The organism is Bacillus sp. ISL-46 (assembly GCF_018613205.1).
On sequence record NZ_JAGGQR010000040.1, the window covers coordinates 57,535 to 74,825 of the forward strand.

The window sequence follows — 17,291 nt, forward strand, 5'->3', positions numbered from 1 at the left end:
TTCATTTACCGATTACCAATAAAATAAGATCTCACGGTCAATGAAAGCTGCTTCATTTAGCCAGAAGTGAAAAAATGAGACTTCCTTCGGCATTTTATCCGCCATTCTCTTTTTTAACCAACGCCCTATCCGAGCACTCTACTAAATAAAGCAAAAAGCCAGGCACTAGCCTGGCTCAAGTCATTGTCTTTTCCCATTATGGAGAACTGGCCTTTAATCTTCCATCGTAGAAAGGTCACCTGTTGGCAGGTTTAGTTCCCATGCCTTTAACACACGTCTCATGATTTTCCCACTTCTTGTTTTCGGCAGCTTATCACGGAAATCAATTTCCCTTGGTGCTGCATGAGCGGCAAGACCTCTTTTCACAAATTGTCTGATTTCTTCTTTTAGTTCGTCCGTTGGAGCATAGCCGTCTCTGAGTGCAATGAAGGCTTTAATAATTTCACCACGAACTGGGTCTGGTTTACCGATGACACCGGCTTCAGCAACGGCAGGATGCTCGACAAGCTTGCTTTCTACTTCAAACGGTCCTACGCGCTCCCCTGAGGTCATAATAACGTCATCGACACGGCCCTGGAACCAGAAATAGCCCTCTTCATCCATGTAAGCAGAATCACCTGAAACGTACCAATCGCCTGGCATAAAGTAAGATTCATATTTCTCTGGATTATTCCAAATTGTATTCATCATGGAAGGCCAGCCTTTTTTAATCGCGAGGTTCCCCATCCGATACGGCGGAAGTTCATTCCCTTGATTATCAACAATCGCTGCTTCTACACCTGGAATCGGTTTCCCCATTGAACCTGGTTTAATTTCCATACAAGGATAGTTACTAATCAATTGCGCACCAGTTTCTGTCATCCACCAGTTATCATGAATTCGCTTATTGAATACTTTTGCCCCCCATTTAACAACTTCAGGGTTTAATGGTTCCCCGACGCTTAGAACATGACGGAGACTGCTTAGGTCAAATTTCTTAACCAATTCATCACCTGCACCCATTAACATTCGGAATGCTGTAGGAGCACTGTACCAAACGGTTACACCAAAGTCCTCAATCATTTGATACCAGGATTCTGGACTAAATCGACCGCCTACAATTACGTTCGATGTCCCTGTTAACCACGGCCCAAAGATACCGTAAGAAGTACCAGTTACCCAGCCTGGGTCAGCAGTACACCAATAAACATCATCCTCTTTTAGATCGAGCACCCATTTAGCTGTTTGGTAATGCTGAAGCATGGCATTATGTACATGCAATACGCCTTTTGGTTTTCCTGTTGAGCCTGATGTGTAGTGCAGGATCAAGCCGTCCGTTCTGTCAACCCATTCAATTCGAAGATCCTTGCTAGCGGCTTCAAATTTTTTCAAAAAGTCAATGTATCGGCCTTGTTCATCAACATTATTACCGATAAGGAAAATATGCTTCAGTGCAGGCAGGTCTTGAACAGGTACCCGGTCCAACAGTTCAGGTGTCGTGACTAAAACCTTCGCTTCACTGTCTTGCAGACGGTCCCTGACAGCCCCTTCCATGAATGCTTCAAATAAAGGACCAACAATAGCCCCAAGCTTGATTGCACCCAAAACGGTAAAGTAAAGTTCTGGAGAGCGCGGCATAAAAATAAATACACGGTCACCTTTTTCTACATCCCCGTAAGTTTTTAACACATTGCCCGCTTTGTTTGATAGATCTTTCATTTCTTTAAAGGTGTACTTCTCATTTCTTGAACCATCACGATAGTATAGTGCAACTTTATTTTTCCGGAAGGTTTTCGCGTGACGGTCAATGGCCTCATACGCCATATTGACAAGCCCCGTTTCACTCCATGTAAATTCCTTTTCTGTTTCCTTCCAGTCGAAATGCTTGTACATTTCTTGATAATTACCTAGATTATGATCCCCTTGCACAACTGGCAACGCTTCCACTTTCATACAATCTCCCCCTTTGACCTTATTTTAAATTATTATAGTACAAATAATAACTATTCACAATTTTTAAAAAAGTACTATATTATTATTCTTTTATATTTATACATAAAATGTCAATAATTTTTTACCATAAGACAGAAAATTTTGTGAAGTTACTATTCTGTAATAGATTTTATGTATAATAGAACTATAATTAGAAAGATTTTTCCAGGGTAGGTGACCGTATGGAACACAAAAAGACATACAATGCCAAACAATTAAAGACACCTCACGGGTCTATAATTGTTGAAGGGCCTATTACTTCAGATAAACTTGCTGGCTATGAATTTCACGAGAACCTCACTGCCTTCCGCCCTCCTGCACAGCAGCATCAGGCTTTAATTGGTATTGCTGAGCTTCCAGAAGGTAGAATTATTATTGCAAGGAACAGAAACACCATTGTCGGATATGTTACTTTTCTATATCCTGACCCGCTTGAACGATGGTCAGAAGGCAAAATGGATAATTTAATCGAATTAGGTGCCATCGAGGTGATTCCTCAATTTAGGGGATGTGCAGTCGGAAAAAGCCTATTAATTGTCTCCATGATGGATGATGCGATGGAAGATTATCTTACCATCACAACAGAGTACTATTGGCACTGGGATTTAAAAGGTACCAAACTAAATGTGTGGGAGTATAGGAAGATCATGGAAAAAATGATGAATGCGGGTGGCCTTGAGTGGTATGCAACCGATGATCCTGAAATTTGTTCACACCCTGCTAATTGTCTCATGGCTAGGATGGGAAAAAGAATCGATATGGAAACCATCCAAAAATTTGACCGTCTCAGATTTATGAACCGGTTTATGTATTAATCATTTTAATGATATTTTGGTAAGGAGGATTTTCTGATGATTGTAGAACAAATCATGAAAATAGATGTTGCAGTACTTCTGCCAACAGATACCATTGCGGATGCAATCCAATTAATGGAGTCAAGAAAAATCCGCCATATTCCTATAATTAATGAGGAGAAACATTTAGTTGGTCTTGTCACTGTTTCGAAAATACATGAGGCAACTCCATCTATTTTTCATGCCAATGAGCATCCAGAGGATATGAAAAAGCCACTTGAGGCGATTATGGAACGAAATGTCATTACAGGCCATCCTCTTGATTTCGTCGAGGAAGTGGCAGGTCTCTTCTATGAGCATAAAATCAGTTGTCTGCCGATCATAAATAACCGGGAATTGGTTGGAATTTTGACCGAAACAGATTTGCTGCGGACATTGGTTGAATTAACAGGGGCCCATCAGCCAGGATCACAAATTGAAATTAAGATTCCTAATCTTGCGGGTAAACTCAGTGAAATCACTGCTGTTATTAAGAACCGGAAAGCAAATATATTGAGTGTATTAGTTTACCCTGATAAAACAGATGAGCAATATAAAATACTTGTGATAAGATTGCAAACTATGAATCCCACTGTATTAATTCAAGACCTTAAACAGGCTGGCTTTCATGTATTATGGCCAAACCTTCCGGGGATTTCAATATGAGCGATAAGTGTTCCTTTATTTTTTCAGACGAGCTGCTGAAATATAAATTCAGCAATCAGCATCCTTTTGACCAATTCCGGCTTAAGTTAACAGTGGACCTATTAGAGAAGATTAATGCTCTTAATCCAGATGATGTCATCCCGCCAAGAATGGCATCTACGGAAGAGTTAGCCTTAATACACGACCTAAGTTACATAGAAGCAGTAAAAAAGGCAGGGAATGGCCAATTGCCACAAGAGATAGCAGAAAACTATGGCCTTGGGACGGAAGACACTCCTATATTCCCTAGCATGCATGAAGCGAGCGCCTCACTTGTTGGGGGGACATTAACGGCCGTCGATCAGGTTATGACTGGAAAGGCACTTCACGCTCTTCATCTTGGCGGAGGATTGCATCACGGATTCAGAGGAAAAGCATCTGGATTTTGTGTTTATAATGATAGCTCGGTAGCCATCAAATATCTTCAGGAAAAATATAATGCTCGTGTCTTATATGTGGACACCGATGCACATCATGGAGATGGGGTTCAATGGTCCTTTTATGATGATCCAAGCGTATGTACCCTGTCGATCCATGAGACAGGAAGATATTTATTTCCAGGTACAGGCAATGTAAATGAGCGCGGTCAAGGGTTAGGCTATGGCTATTCCTTTAACATCCCCGTTGATGCCTTTACCGAAGATGAATCGTGGCTGCAGGTCTACACACATGCGTTTAGAGAAGTGGCTGAGTTTTTTAAACCGGATGTGATTCTAACCCAAAATGGTGCAGACTCCCATTATTTGGACCCTTTAACACACCTTTCTTCAACAATGAAAATCTATCGAGAGATACCAAGGCTTGCACATGAAATTGCCCATCAGTATTGTAACGGGAAGTGGATTGCTGTCGGCGGCGGCGGTTATGATATCTGGAGGGTAGTTCCAAGAGCATGGGCCCTTATTTGGCTGGAAATGATAGAAAACTCAAACTGTTATGGCAGTTTACCTAAGGAGTGGTTAGCTTCCTGGCAGAAGGAAGCTCCTGTTTCGTTATCAAAGGAATGGGACGATCCAGACAACTTATATACTCCCATCCCTAGAAAAGCAGAAATTACCGAAAAGAATTTATTAACCCTAGAAAAAGCACTTTATCCGATTCGAAGTCAGCAAAAGAGCGAGTCCGTATAAAAAAATGGGGTGGCCAACATGTGGCCACCCATTTTTTTACTTTGTTGATTGTCGGTGTTCAATCCGATGTGGGAGAACCACAATTTGTTCTGACACCTTTTCTTTGTTCATTAATTTGGTTAAGAGCCGCATTGCAACCGCGCCAATATCATATAATGGCTGAACAATGGTTGTTAGCTGCGGGCGCACCATTAGTGATAGCCTTGTATTGTCAGATGTGATAACCTCAAAATCTTCAGGGATCTTATAGCCTTTGTCCTCTGCACCATGGACAACGCCTAGTGCCATCTCATCAGAACCCACTAAGATGGCTGTAGGTCGGTCTGCCCCTTCAAGAAGTTTTTCTATCGCTTCAATCCCAGAATCGTACGTATAATCACCTTCAACCACAAGTTCTTCATTATAAGGAATACCGGAATCTTGTAATGCCCTTTGATACCCTCTCAACTTCTTGAACGTATTTTTAGGTTCATGAAGTGGTCCAACTACAAAGGCAATATTCTTATGACCTTTTTCTATAAATTCCTTGATTGAGTCATATACAGCTTCTTCATAATCAATATTTACAGAAGGCATCTTGTTTGATTCTTCAATCGATCCTGCCAACACAATCGGTACCGGTGATTTTTCAAATTCCTCCACATGTTCGGCTGTAATATTACCACCCATGAAGACTAATCCATCCACTTGTTTACCGAGCATCGTATTAAGCAAATGTAATTCTTTATCTTTGTTTTGGTCGGAATTACTTAAAATGATATTGTACTTATACATCGTTGCAATATCTTCAATCCCACGGGCTAATTCGGCAAAAAAGATATTTGAAATATCTGGAATAATAACTCCAACTGTAGTAGTTTTTTTGCTTGCCAAACCTCTAGCGACAGCATTTGGACGGTAGCCTAATCTGTCAATAACTTCTAACACCTTTTTGCGGGTCACTGGCTTTACATTCGGATTTCCGTTAACCACACGGGAAACGGTTGCCATTGAAACACTGGCTTCTCTTGCTACATCATAAATAGTAATATTCACTTAACACACTCTCCTAAAACGAACATCGTTTTCTTTATTTTACATCAGCTTGTATAAACTTAAACATTTAGTTTTTGTTTTTGTTTGTGAGAACGTAAACAATCTTTAATATGTATTTAATGATACGACAAGAAGATTAAAGCCGCAATTGCATTTGTCAACATTTTTTGCTAAATAGCTAAATATTATCAAAAAAACCTCCTGCAAAGGAGTTGCAGAAGGTTTTTCATAAAACTATCTACTTGAAATTAGAGTCGAACATAATTGGATGCAAGCAGTTCATTATAGAATTTATCAAACTGATTAAGATCCATTTGCTGCTTTTGATCCGAAAGTGCCACTGCTGGATCTGGATGAACCTCTGCCATAACACCATCTGCACCAATTGCTATCGCGGCTTTCGCACATGGCAATAATAAGTCTCGTCTACCTGTAGAATGCGTTACGTCAACCATTACAGGTAAATGTGTTTCTTGCTTTAAAATAGGTACTGCTGAAATATCTAGAGTGTTTCTTGTAGCACGTTCGTAAGTCCTTATGCCACGCTCACAAAGGATGATTTGCCCATTCCCTTGAGCCGCAATGTACTCGGCAGCATTGATAAATTCTTCGATTGTAGCCGCAATCCCTCTTTTTAACAGAACAGGTTTTTTGACGGAACCTGCTGCTTTTAACAGTTCAAAGTTCTGCATATTACGTGCCCCAATTTGAATGACATCGATATAGTCACAAGCCATTTCAAGATCAGCAGGGTTAACAATTTCACTAATAACAGCCATATCAAATTCCGTTGCAACACGTTTCAAGATTTTTAATCCCTCAACACCTAGCCCTTGGAAATCGTAAGGAGATGTTCTAGGTTTGTAAGCTCCGCCACGTAATAGGTTTAATCCTTTTTCTTTCATTGCTTTTGCTACAGTTGCCACTTGCTCATATGACTCGACTGCACATGGACCAAAAACGAAGTGTGGTTTGCCATCGCCAATATTTTCACCCTTTAAGGTAACAATGGTGTCTTCAGGCTGCTTTTTTCTGGAGACAAGTAAGGCTTTACTATGGTCATCCTGTTGCAGATCAAGACCAGCTTTAAAAATCTCTTTAAAAATATGATCAATGGTCGAATTTTCAAAAGGGCCATCATTATGCTCTTTGATAATATCAAGCATTTTTCTTTCACGGACTGGATCGTAACGGTAAACCCCTTGGTTTTCTTTAACCCGCCCTATATCCTGAACGAGCTGTGCTCTTTCATTAATTAACCTCAACAATTCTAAGTTTAGTTCATCGACACGCGACCTCAATTGTTCTAATTCAATTTTTTTGCCCATCCTTCGTCCCCGTCCTTCCTTTGCTAATCAGAACTCTTTAAAATAAAGCTCTGAATGCCTTTTTTCTTCTGTCATTATAATATCGGTTCAAGTTTAAGAATTTAAATATTATAACAATTTAATAATTAGGCCTTATTATAGCGGATAAATATTTGTTTGTCACTTGTTTTTTCTTTAATGATTAAACGCTTTTAAGTGCTAAAGCGTTTTGTAATATATTATGATTGATTTTCACCAAAAGCACCTGTCAAAGAACGACTTGTTATTTTCCAGTGGGAAGCATTCCATAAAGGCTCTCCGTTTGAAAACAAGATGGTTTGTGGCGATTCATGTTTGATTTGAAATTTCTCTGCTACTTCATTAGACAACGGACGAGAATCCTGAACAGCTAAGAAATAAGTGGGTATAGCTTGATTTTCATTTGCAAATTTTTCATATTCCTTATATGCAGCATGGCTAATCGGACACGTTAGGCTATGCTTTAAGAGAAAAAACGTACTCTCCTTTTTTAATACTTCATTAAATTGTTCAATTGAATCAATTTTCTCTAACATGTGTACATACCTCCAGAAAATAAATAAACGGTGAAGTAATTTTATCACTCCACCGTTTTTATAACAAATAAACAGATTTAGCTTGCGACTAATTTTTATAGTTTAACCTTATTTTCTTCCTCATCAAAGGCCTTTTCGGCTTCTTCCAGCTTTTTTCTTATTTCTGAGCTATCAAGGGGTCCAATTTCGATTGACCTCTTCGATTCTATCTTTTCTTTTGGAGTATGAAGAGGAATATAGTTTAATTCTCCTTCTTCTTTCAACTCGTCTTGGTTCGTTATTTTTCCTTTTACCTTGTTCAATAGTTCTTGAGATTGTAGGACAATTCCTTGGGAAAGGCTGGATCCTTTGGACGCTAATTCATTGCTTTTTGTCATTACATTTTCACGCATGTCAGCTGTTTTATCGAGGATCGTTCCAGCTTGGTTATTAAACTTATTGCGGAGATCTTTTCCGGACTTGGGAGCCAAAAGCAGTGCCGCAGCTGCACCAACCACTCCTCCGATAATTGCTCCCAGCAAAAAGCTATTGGAAGACTCCTCATTCCGAGTTTGATTCGTATCCCGTGAATCATATTCTCTATTAGGCATTTGTTTTCCTCCTCTATATTCTAATGGGATCTAACCTTCTTGCCCTCGTCTAAGCTTACCCTGTTTTTTTGTTGCTTCCTAGCTTGCCACTTATCCTTTAATTCAAGAATGATATGACTCCATTGAACAATTTGCGAGACCTTTTCTTTACTTTCCTCTACTTGTTTATCTACAGATTGAGTAATGTTTTGTAAAGTCCCATTGAATTTAGTGACGGTTGTACCTACGTCTTTTACGGCTCCAACCACACTATTTAAACTATCGGATTTCTGCTTAATATCGTCAGCTAGAGCGTTTGTTTTTTGTAAAAGAATCGTGGTTTCTGCTGTAACACCCTCCAACTGTTTTTCTAATCCAGATAATGTCTTCGAAACGTTTGTAAGTGTAACCTGAAATGATTTGAGTGTTGTCGATAAAAATATGACAAGTACAAAAAACGCAATCGCTATCAAGGCTACGCTTAAGTATAAAATAATTTGCATCGTGCACCTCCGCCTTAATCCTATCAATATGTATTACCCATCAAGTATAGATATAAACCTCGCTAATTATCTTATACTACTTCCATAAAATTGTCTTCATTTCCTGCCGCTTCTAATAAAAATTTCGTCTCGGATTAGGAGCAGAATTTTATTTTTCAACTTTCGGCCTTTATTCGGTTACAATATGTGTGTACTTACTTAATTCTGTTGGAGGCGTAAAAATATGAAAGATCCACGTATTGAGAAACTGGCAAAAAATCTAATTAATTACTCGGTACAGCTTCAGAAGGGAGAAAAAGTATTAATTGAAAACTTTGGGCTTCAGCGTGAACTTGTGACTGCCCTCGTGAAGGAAGCCTATCTTGCAGGAGGGTACCCTTTTGTGCTCTTAAAGGACCATCAAGTGGATCGCTCTCTTTTATTAGGTGCACAGGAAGAGCAATTTAACATGATGGCAGAATTTGAAGCAAATGTGATGAGCAAAATGGATGCATACATAGGTCTTCGTTCGGGTGATAACATCAGTGAACAATCAGATGTTCCTGATGATAAAATGAAAGTCCATGGTAATACCATTGGTAAAAAGGTCCATCGTGACATCCGTGTTCCTAAGACCAAATGGGTTGTTCTTAGATATCCTACTTCGTCCATGGCCCAATTAGCAAAGATGAGTACGGAAGCATTTGAAAACTTTTACTTTGATGTTTGTAACCTTGATTATGGAAAAATGGATAAAGCAATGGATAGTCTTAAGGAGCTTATGGATCGTACTGACAAAGTACGAATTACTGGTCCAGGAACGGATCTAAGCTTTTCCATTAAGGATATTCCAGCCATTAAATGTGCTGGACGGTTAAACATTCCTGATGGTGAAGTTTATACTGCGCCTGTTAAGGACTCCGTTAATGGGGTTATCACTTATAACACTCCATCTCCGTATCAAGGTTTTACATTTGAAAATGTGAAGCTGACTTTTAAAGATGGGAAAATTGTAGAAGCTGAGTCTAACGATTCTAGCCGGATCAATAAAGTTTTTGATACGGATGAAGGGGCCCGCTATATTGGGGAATTTGCCATTGGGGTAAATCCTTTTATCCTCAATCCAATGCAAGATATCTTGTTTGATGAAAAGATTGCTGGCAGCTTCCATTTTACTCCTGGACAATGCTATGATGATGCCTTTAATGGAAACCATTCAAATATCCACTGGGATATGGTTAATATCCAACGTCCTGAGTATGGCGGTGGGGAGATGTATTTTGATGAGGTATTAATCCGCAAAGATGGTCTGTTCGTTATTCCTGAATTAGAAGTGTTAAATCCTGAAAACCTTAAATAAAAAAGATGGATGCCAACAGTCGCTGGCATCCATCTTTTTATTTAGTTAATTGTTTTTCGTATGATTCTTGGAATTTTTGAATATCTCCAGCGCCCATGAAAATAATTACGCTGTTTTCGTGTTCATTTAGTACGGATGTATTTTCTTCGGTAATTATTTCAGAACCTTCAATTCGGTCCTGGAGATCCTTGATTGATAGTTTTCCATGATTTTCACGAGCAGAGCCGAAGATCTCACACAAATAGGCTTTGTCCGCCTCACGTAAACTTTTCGCAAAGTCTTCTAAGAACGCTTGAGTGCGTGAAAAAGTATGTGGCTGGAAGACCGCCACAATTTTCCGATCCGGATATTTTTGCTTAGCTGCATCGATAGTTGCTTTAATTTCAGTTGGGTGATGGGCGTAATCATCAATTAAAATCTGCGTCCCAATTCTTTTTTCGGAAAATCTTCTTTTTACACCTTGGAAGGTAGTTAATTGGTCCTTGACTATCTCTACATTTGTTTCTTCATAATGGCACAATCCAATAACGGCAAGTGCGTTTAACACACTATGATCACCAAAGGTTGGGATGGAAAATGTATCATAGAATGTATTGCGAATAAATACATCAAAGCTCGTTCCACTTGTTGTTTTCACAATATTTTTGGCTTGATAGTCATTCTCCTCGCCAAAACCATAAAACAAGACAGGGACCTTTGCTTGGATTTTTTGAAGCTGTTCATCATCGCCATAAGCGAATATTCCTTTTTTTACCTGAATGGCCATCTCTTGAAATGCCGAAAAGACATCATCAATATTAGCAAAGTAATCGGGATGATCAAAATCGATATTTGTCATAATCGCATAGTCAGGAAAATAAGACAAGAAGTGCCTTCTGTATTCACAGGCTTCAAATACAAAGTATTCCGAGCCCTCTTTACCTTTACCTGTTCCGTCACCAATTAAAAACGAGGTAGGTTTAGCCCCTTCAATCACATGGGCGAGTAAACCTGTTGTAGACGTCTTACCGTGCGCACCGGTGACCGCAACACTAGTAAAGTTCTGCATAAAGTCGCCCAAAAACCGATGGTATCGCACAATAGGGAGACCTAGCTTCATCGCCTCTTGAATTTCCTCATGGGTATCTGGAAAAGCATTTCCTGCAATAATCGTCATTCCTGGCTTGATATTCTCCTTTTGAAAGGGAAGGATCGTTATCCCTGATTGTTCAAGGGCCAGTTGTGTAAAAAAGCGCTTTTCGACATCGGAGCCTTGCACTTTAAATTTCATATCATGTAGAACTTGTGCGAGTGCACTCATTCCAGACCCCTTTATACCTACAAAATGGTAAATAGTCATAGAAGAACCTCCAACAACGTCTATCTGTATAACAGTATATGACATCTGTCTGTATTTGCTAATAAGAAAAACTGAGTGCTATTGCACCCTAAAAAATTCAGTTACTTGTAAAAACATATTTAATAATTATAACATTGTTCATCCTGAAAAACTATTTGCGGACCTAAAATCTTTACGGCCGCACTAGTCAGTCCACTATATATTATTTGTTCCTGTCATTAAAGAATACTATAGATTAATTATTTGCACTAGCATCTTGAATTGACTCTAAATCGGCTAAGGTAATTAAAACCTCACGTGCCTTGCTTCCATTTGCGCTGGTAATATACCCATGGGTCTCAAGCATATCCATTAACCTTGCCGCTCGGTTGTATCCTATTTTAAACCGCCTTTGCAAGCTTGAAGTGGATGCACCGCCTTGGTCAATAATAAATTCGCAGGCTTCATAAAAAAGTTCATCTTCATTTTCGGTTAATTGTGCTTTTTTTAATAGTTCTTCTTGCTCGAACAAGTACTCTGGCTCCCGCTGCTCTCTCACATGACCCACCACTAGATCAATCTCTTCATCCGATACAAACGTTCCTTGCAGACGGACGGGTTTAGAGGAGCCGTTTTCTAAAAATAACATATCTCCGCGTCCTAGCAACTTTTCTGCACCGCTAATATCAATAATCGTCCGCGAATCGACCTGAGAAGAAACAGAGAAGGCGACTCGTGTCGGAATATTAGCTTTAATTAATCCAGTTATCACATCCACCGAAGGTCTTTGTGTTGCCACGATGAGATGTATACCGCAGGCCCTAGCCTTTTGAGCAATCCTGCAAATTGCTTCTTCCACATCTGCTGGGGACATCATCATTAAATCGGCTAACTCATCAATGACAATAACAATGAATGGAAGTTTATCTGAATACTGTTTATGTTTTATAGCCAATTCATTAAAGCGGTTAATGTCACGAACGCCAGTATGGGCGAATAGTTCGTAACGTCTTTCCATTTCATCTACAGCCCATTTTAATGCAGCTGTTGCCGCCTTTACATCCGTTATAACTGGACTAACAAGATGTGGAATACGGTTGTATGGAGCAAGTTCCACCATTTTTGGATCAATCAGCAATAGCTTTAAATCTTCTGGGCTCGCCTTAAATAGCAAGCTAACTAAAATCGTGTTAATACAAACGCTCTTTCCTGACCCGGTCGCTCCTGCGATCAATCCGTGGGGCATCTTCTTTAAGTCAGTTACAATCGGTTTTCCGGCAATGTCAAGGCCAAGTACCGCTGTTAATGGTGACGTAGATTCTTTAAAGATGCTGCTTTGAATAATTTCGTTAATGAATACAGGTCGCGACTTTTGGTTTGGAACTTCGATCCCAATAGTATGTTTTCCCGGAATAGGAGCTTCAATCCGAATATCTCTTGCGGCAAGGCTTAACTTGATATCATCACTTAAGTTAGTTATTTTATTTACCTTTACACCCGGCTCCGGCTGAACTTCAAAGCGGGTGACGGAAGGACCTTGTGTCACATTAACAACACTTGCACCTACATTAAAGTTTTGTAAGGTTTCGTTTAAAATCTCCTCTTGCTCTAGTAACCATTTGGTATCATTCACCACAGTAACAGGAGGGTTAAGTAAACTATCTGTTGGGAATACATAATAGCCATCATCCGTAGGTGTCAGACTCTCTTTTTCCTTGATTGGGAAGAGGTCAATTACTTGACTAACCTTCTCTGCCTGCTTATTCTCAGTTGGGACCTCAGACGGCTGTTCGAGTCCTCTTATTCGTTTTCGCTCTTCCCATTTCTGTTTATCTTGTTTTAACATCATCACATTAAATGGCAAATTAGATCGCTTCGGTGCGGGCGGTTCAGGTAAAGCCTCAACTACTTCCGCTTCCTCGATGGATTCTGTTGAAACTGCAATTAATTCTTTTACTTCCTCTATTGAATCTTCTTCCTGTGTTACTTCCTCTGACGATTCTTCTTGTGTTACTTCTTCTGTTGATTCTTCCTGTGTTACTTCCTCTGTCGCTTCTTCTTCTTGTGTTACTTCCTCTTCAACTTCAACCAATTCTATCTGAATTTCTGCCATTGGAATTGGAACAATCTCTTCGATCGTGTGTTCCAGCAGTTCAGATGATGGCTTTTCTTCGATAAGGCCCACTTGTTCTTCTTGATTAATTTCTAACCAAGTTGGTTCCACCATTAGCAATTCCTCATCGTTTACAAATGGTACAGTTTTCTCCGTTTCGGTCATCGTTTCTTTTGAAACAACTAAACTATCAAACCGATTTTCAACATCATCGTTTAAAAAATGGCTTAATTCATGCTCGACTATGATATCCGTATTCTTAGGCCGCTGATTAAATCCAAAAACAGGCGAAGGAATTTCTGTTGGTTGGAAGGGACCCCTCTTTTTAGGCAGCGATTCTTGTTTGCTTTTAGGCACTTCCTTTTTGACTGTTTGAACCACAGACTTTTCCGTCATTTTTCTTTTTTCCGGAAGCCGCTCTGTTCGTTTTTGACGCAATGTTTCTTCCTTCTCTTTCTGAGTTACCTTAGGAATGGGTGTATAAGAAGGACGATTGCTTCCCTTTGGGTATTGATAGGATATTTTTGTATCCAAATCCTTTAAATTTTCATATTTGTTTAGTAACGGCGGACCTTCATGTTTATGTAAAATATAACCGTCAAATTCTTCATCATCTTCCTCTTTTTTTAATCTTTGAAAAAAGTTTTGGAACCAGCTCAAAACTATCACTCTTTCTACTTTCAACTTTCACTATCACTCTATTTTATCAGTTTTTCATATTTTTTCGACATAATTCTTTGAAATGAGTCAAAATACATACAGACTAAATATCGTGCAATGAAAAAAGATCACCTTTCTTGATGTGATCCTTCTTCTATTTTAATTATTTATTTTTTCCTAAAATAAAAATAGGTTCTAATTCACCATTTTCATATAAAAATGAAAGGGCAGTGATTGGTACATGACCGTTTGCGAAAAAGCTCATTGCCATTTGCGCTAGCACATCATAGCCTCTGTCATTACGAATATCAGCGATAATTAATACATCCTGATGTGGAACAGCAAGTACCATCGTACCAGTAATTTGCTTCTCCATTTCATTTAAGAATCCCTTATTTAGGATCCTGCTTGCATCGTATCCATCATTGGTATTGAGGAAGTAAAAACTATTGCCAGCCACTCGGTCTTCTTTTAAAGGAGTCGACAGGGATCTTACATTAAATAAGGCAATTTCCTTAATCCTTTTAGCTTCCCAGCCCTCTTTAGCCATGATACGCGAGTCAATTAGCCGATACGTACTGCCTTGATCATACGCATAATATATTTTTGTTTCCGCTGTGTGGTCGTCAACTAAGAATGGCACACCCTCTTCTGCTTCTGATGGGAAAGAAGTGGAGCGGATAACGGGAAAGATTTTTTTCTCATGATTGGTTAATTGAATGTCGTCCTCCATCGCACGGAGCCCTTCTTCGATATAATAAACGACTTCATCAATGGCTTTTTCCTTTTCACTATGCCATTTGGCAATAATCCCAGGTAATGCTACTGTTATACCTTTACCGGACACTTTACTTTCAAATCGAAGTTGGTCCTTCTCACGGTCATAAGTTATTAAACGATCTTTTCTAGCCAAGCGCTGTTCTAATTCACTTTTCATTTTTCTGCTATCCATTTTCATCATTTAATCCCTCCATTTTAGGAGCTGCACAGCTTATTTTACAATAAAAACCCTCCATCTCAAAAGATGATGGAGGGTTTCGGACTTTTTTATTTCAAACCCGAAATAAAACCTTCAATTTCTTCTTGCGTTTTTCGGTCCTTACTTACGAATCGACCCAGCTCTTTCCCATTTTCAAAAGCAATAAAGCTCGGGATCCCAAAGACGTCTAATTGCTGACATATATCAATAAACTGATCACGGTCTACATGAATGAATGTATACTCATTAAATTTGGATTCTACTTCTGGTAGAACCGGCTCGATCACGCGACAATCGGGGCACCAGCCTGCAGAAAACATGAAGATCGTTTTCCCATGATTTCGCAGCTGTTCAAATTGCTCAACTGATTCTAAATTCTTCAAATTCAACGCCTCCATTTGAATATATGACCTTTTTCGTAACATCTTCACAAATCATATCAGTCCTGCTGCATTTCAGTCCAATTATTTGCTCCTTTGATATTGTCCCACTAAAAGGTTCATAACATGAGTAAACATTTCAGAACGATTCACCATTCCATTTGTAAAAATCCCGACTGCACCTTCTTGTTTCCTTACATTTTTCTTTTTCGCATAATCTTCCATAACCGGTCCGAGTTCTTCACCTGCCCTTAATCGAATGGCTATTTCTTCAGGCAGCGGGAGTCTTGCTCCACCTGCAATAATCGGCTCCCTCCCACTTGATACAAGAGCCCCCCAGTTACAAATAAGCAAACCATAACTCGTTTCCTGGACGCCTCCCTCAAGGCCAATCCCAATATCGCCATTTCCGTGCTTTAAGGCAGTTGCCGCTCGATTAATGGCTCCTCTTATCGTTTCTTCGTCGGAAAAAGGCTGCTCGCTGACACCCGATGGGATATCTAAGGAAACAAACTCATCTTCATGAGAAAAACTGTTTTTTACTGCAGTAATTTTAGCTGGGTTCTTTGATCCAATGATAATTTTCATTCTAGTAACTCCTTTAGACATAGTAAAAGGAGGCATAGTGTAAAATGCCCCCCATTAAAATTAGCTGTTGGCTTTAATGGAATCGACCGTTGTTTGGTCACAAGCCTTGACTAGTTTAACAATTAACTCTTTAGCCGCTGCATAATCATCAACATGAACAATGGAGGCATGCGTATGAATATACCGAGAACAAATACCAACGACAGCACTTGGAACGCCCTCATTCGATTGATGGACACGACCGGCATCTGTTCCACCCTGTGAAACAAAATATTGGTAACGGATATTATGTGTTTCCGCTGTATCTAGTACAAACTCTCTCATCCCGCGATGAGTAACCATAGACCGGTCAAGAATCCGGAGCAAGGCCCCTTTGCCTAATTGGCCAAACTCTTGTTTATCTCCTGTCATATCGTTGGCAGGACTTGCATCCAGTGCAAAAAAGAGGTCAGGTTTAATCATATTGGCGGCAGTTTGGGCACCACGTAAGCCTACTTCTTCTTGCACCGTTGCACCTGAATAGAGAGTATTTGGCAAGGTTTCGTCTTTAAGTTCTTGAAGCAATTCAATCGCTAAACCACAGCCGTAGCGATTATCCCATGCTTTAGCTAATATTTTTTTCGGATTAGCCATAGGAGTAAATGGACAGATAGGCAAAATCGCCTGCCCTGGCTTAATCCCAATTCGTTTTGCATCTTCACGGTCATCTGCGCCGATATCGATCAGCATATTTTTAATTTCCATTGGTTTGTTGCGTTTTGCATCGTCCAATAGATGTGGTGGAATGGAACCAACGACACCAATCACCGGACCATTATTTGTCATTACTTGAACACGCTGGGCAAGAATAACCTGACTCCACCATCCGCCAAGCGGCTGAAAACGAAGCATTCCATTATCCGTTATAGAAGTCACCATGAAGCCCACTTCATCCATATGACCGGCTACCATTACGGTTGGACCAGTCTCCGAACCTCTTTTCACACCAAAGATGCTGCCAAGATTGTCTTGAACTATTTCATCTGAGTATTGTGACAGTTGTTCTCTCATGAATTTTCTTACTAAGTGTTCATTTCCAGAGGCACCTGGAAGCTCTGTTAACGTTTGAAAAAGCTTTAAGGTTTGTTCATTCATTTTTTTTGAGGCTCCTTTGGATTTCTTTGGTAGTTTATGTAGATATTTTTATATTACAGAACTTCGATTTCTCTTTCCAACAATTGAATTTAATATTTGTAATATTATGTTCCTCATGGCAAATACGATATACTAAAGAAGAGAATTCTTGA

General features: G+C 39.5%; 16 protein-coding genes. 4 read left to right on the forward strand and 12 right to left on the reverse strand.

Annotated features, from left to right (window positions below; genetic code table 11):
* Window positions 1-213: 213 nt before the first annotated feature.
* Window positions 214-1,932, reverse strand: a complete 1,719-nt coding sequence (acsA, locus tag J7E67_RS19065; protein WP_214719090.1) for an acetate--CoA ligase — start codon at window positions 1,930-1,932, stop codon at window positions 214-216.
* 221 nt (window positions 1,933-2,153) lie between these two features.
* Between acsA and J7E67_RS19070 the strand changes: the two genes are divergently transcribed.
* Genes J7E67_RS19070 through J7E67_RS19080 form a run of 3 tightly spaced genes read left to right on the forward strand, consistent with a single transcriptional unit; the run spans window position 2,154 to window position 4,639 of the window.
* On the forward strand, window positions 2,154-2,786 hold the full coding sequence (locus J7E67_RS19070; RefSeq protein WP_214719086.1) for a GNAT family N-acetyltransferase: 633 nt from the start codon (window positions 2,154-2,156) through the stop codon (window positions 2,784-2,786).
* A 36-nt stretch (window positions 2,787-2,822) separates the two neighbouring features.
* Window positions 2,823-3,470: an acetoin utilization AcuB family protein gene (locus J7E67_RS19075; protein ID WP_168245346.1), complete on the forward strand. Its 648-nt coding sequence runs from the start codon at window positions 2,823-2,825 to the stop codon at window positions 3,468-3,470.
* Window positions 3,467-4,639 carry an acetoin utilization protein AcuC gene (locus J7E67_RS19080; protein WP_214719080.1) on the forward strand — a complete coding sequence of 391 codons (1,173 nt, stop codon included), beginning with the start codon at window positions 3,467-3,469 and terminating at the stop codon, window positions 4,637-4,639. Before J7E67_RS19075 ends, J7E67_RS19080 begins: the two co-directional genes overlap by 4 nt.
* 36 nt (window positions 4,640-4,675) lie before the next feature.
* Here J7E67_RS19080 and ccpA read toward each other — a convergent pair whose 3' ends face one another.
* The 5 genes from ccpA to J7E67_RS19105 form a co-directional block, all read right to left on the reverse strand.
* Window positions 4,676-5,674 carry a catabolite control protein A gene (ccpA, locus tag J7E67_RS19085; RefSeq protein ID WP_214732637.1) on the reverse strand — a complete coding sequence of 333 codons (999 nt, stop codon included), beginning with the start codon at window positions 5,672-5,674 and terminating at the stop codon, window positions 4,676-4,678.
* Between the two features lie 248 nt (window positions 5,675-5,922).
* On the reverse strand, window positions 5,923-7,002 hold the full coding sequence (locus tag J7E67_RS19090; RefSeq protein WP_214719078.1) for a bifunctional 3-deoxy-7-phosphoheptulonate synthase/chorismate mutase: 1,080 nt from the start codon (window positions 7,000-7,002) through the stop codon (window positions 5,923-5,925).
* Window positions 7,003-7,220: 218 nt separating this feature from the next.
* Complete coding sequence (ytxJ, locus tag J7E67_RS19095; protein WP_214732638.1) at window positions 7,221-7,556, reverse strand: bacillithiol system redox-active protein YtxJ; 336 nt, start codon at window positions 7,554-7,556, stop codon at window positions 7,221-7,223.
* Window positions 7,557-7,651: 95 nt separating this feature from the next.
* Window positions 7,652-8,146, reverse strand: coding sequence for a YtxH domain-containing protein (locus J7E67_RS19100; RefSeq protein WP_214719076.1), 495 nt, complete (start codon window positions 8,144-8,146; stop codon window positions 7,652-7,654).
* Between the two features lie 20 nt (window positions 8,147-8,166).
* Window positions 8,167-8,628: a DUF948 domain-containing protein gene (locus J7E67_RS19105; RefSeq protein ID WP_088089280.1), complete on the reverse strand. Its 462-nt coding sequence runs from the start codon at window positions 8,626-8,628 to the stop codon at window positions 8,167-8,169.
* Window positions 8,629-8,851: 223 nt separating this feature from the next.
* Between J7E67_RS19105 and J7E67_RS19110 the strand changes: the two genes are divergently transcribed.
* Complete coding sequence (locus J7E67_RS19110; RefSeq protein ID WP_214732639.1) at window positions 8,852-9,967, forward strand: aminopeptidase; 1,116 nt, start codon at window positions 8,852-8,854, stop codon at window positions 9,965-9,967.
* 37 nt (window positions 9,968-10,004) lie between these two features.
* Here the strand turns inward: J7E67_RS19110 and murC are convergent, their stop codons facing one another.
* From murC to J7E67_RS19140, 6 genes are all read right to left on the reverse strand, one after another.
* Window positions 10,005-11,306, reverse strand: coding sequence for a UDP-N-acetylmuramate--L-alanine ligase (gene murC, locus J7E67_RS19115; protein ID WP_214719070.1), 1,302 nt, complete (start codon window positions 11,304-11,306; stop codon window positions 10,005-10,007).
* A gap of 235 nt (window positions 11,307-11,541) precedes the next feature.
* Entirely contained in the window at window positions 11,542-13,398 is a 1,857-nt protein-coding gene (locus J7E67_RS19120; protein ID WP_483861512.1) for a DNA translocase FtsK, read from the reverse strand.
* Window positions 13,399-14,221: 823 nt separating this feature from the next.
* The gene (locus J7E67_RS19125) at window positions 14,222-15,010 is read right to left on the reverse strand and encodes a DUF1444 domain-containing protein (RefSeq protein WP_214719094.1); all 789 of its coding nucleotides are present in this window, start codon (window positions 15,008-15,010) and stop codon (window positions 14,222-14,224) included.
* A 95-nt stretch (window positions 15,011-15,105) separates the two neighbouring features.
* Window positions 15,106-15,420, reverse strand: a complete 315-nt coding sequence (locus J7E67_RS19130) for a thioredoxin family protein (protein ID WP_214732641.1) — start codon at window positions 15,418-15,420, stop codon at window positions 15,106-15,108.
* Window positions 15,421-15,501: 81 nt separating this feature from the next.
* Window positions 15,502-16,005: a DUF84 family protein gene (locus J7E67_RS19135; RefSeq protein WP_214732642.1), complete on the reverse strand. Its 504-nt coding sequence runs from the start codon at window positions 16,003-16,005 to the stop codon at window positions 15,502-15,504.
* Window positions 16,006-16,065: 60 nt separating this feature from the next.
* Window positions 16,066-17,139, reverse strand: coding sequence for a M42 family metallopeptidase (locus J7E67_RS19140; RefSeq protein WP_168245358.1), 1,074 nt, complete (start codon window positions 17,137-17,139; stop codon window positions 16,066-16,068).
* Between the last annotated feature and the right edge of the window lie 152 nt (window positions 17,140-17,291).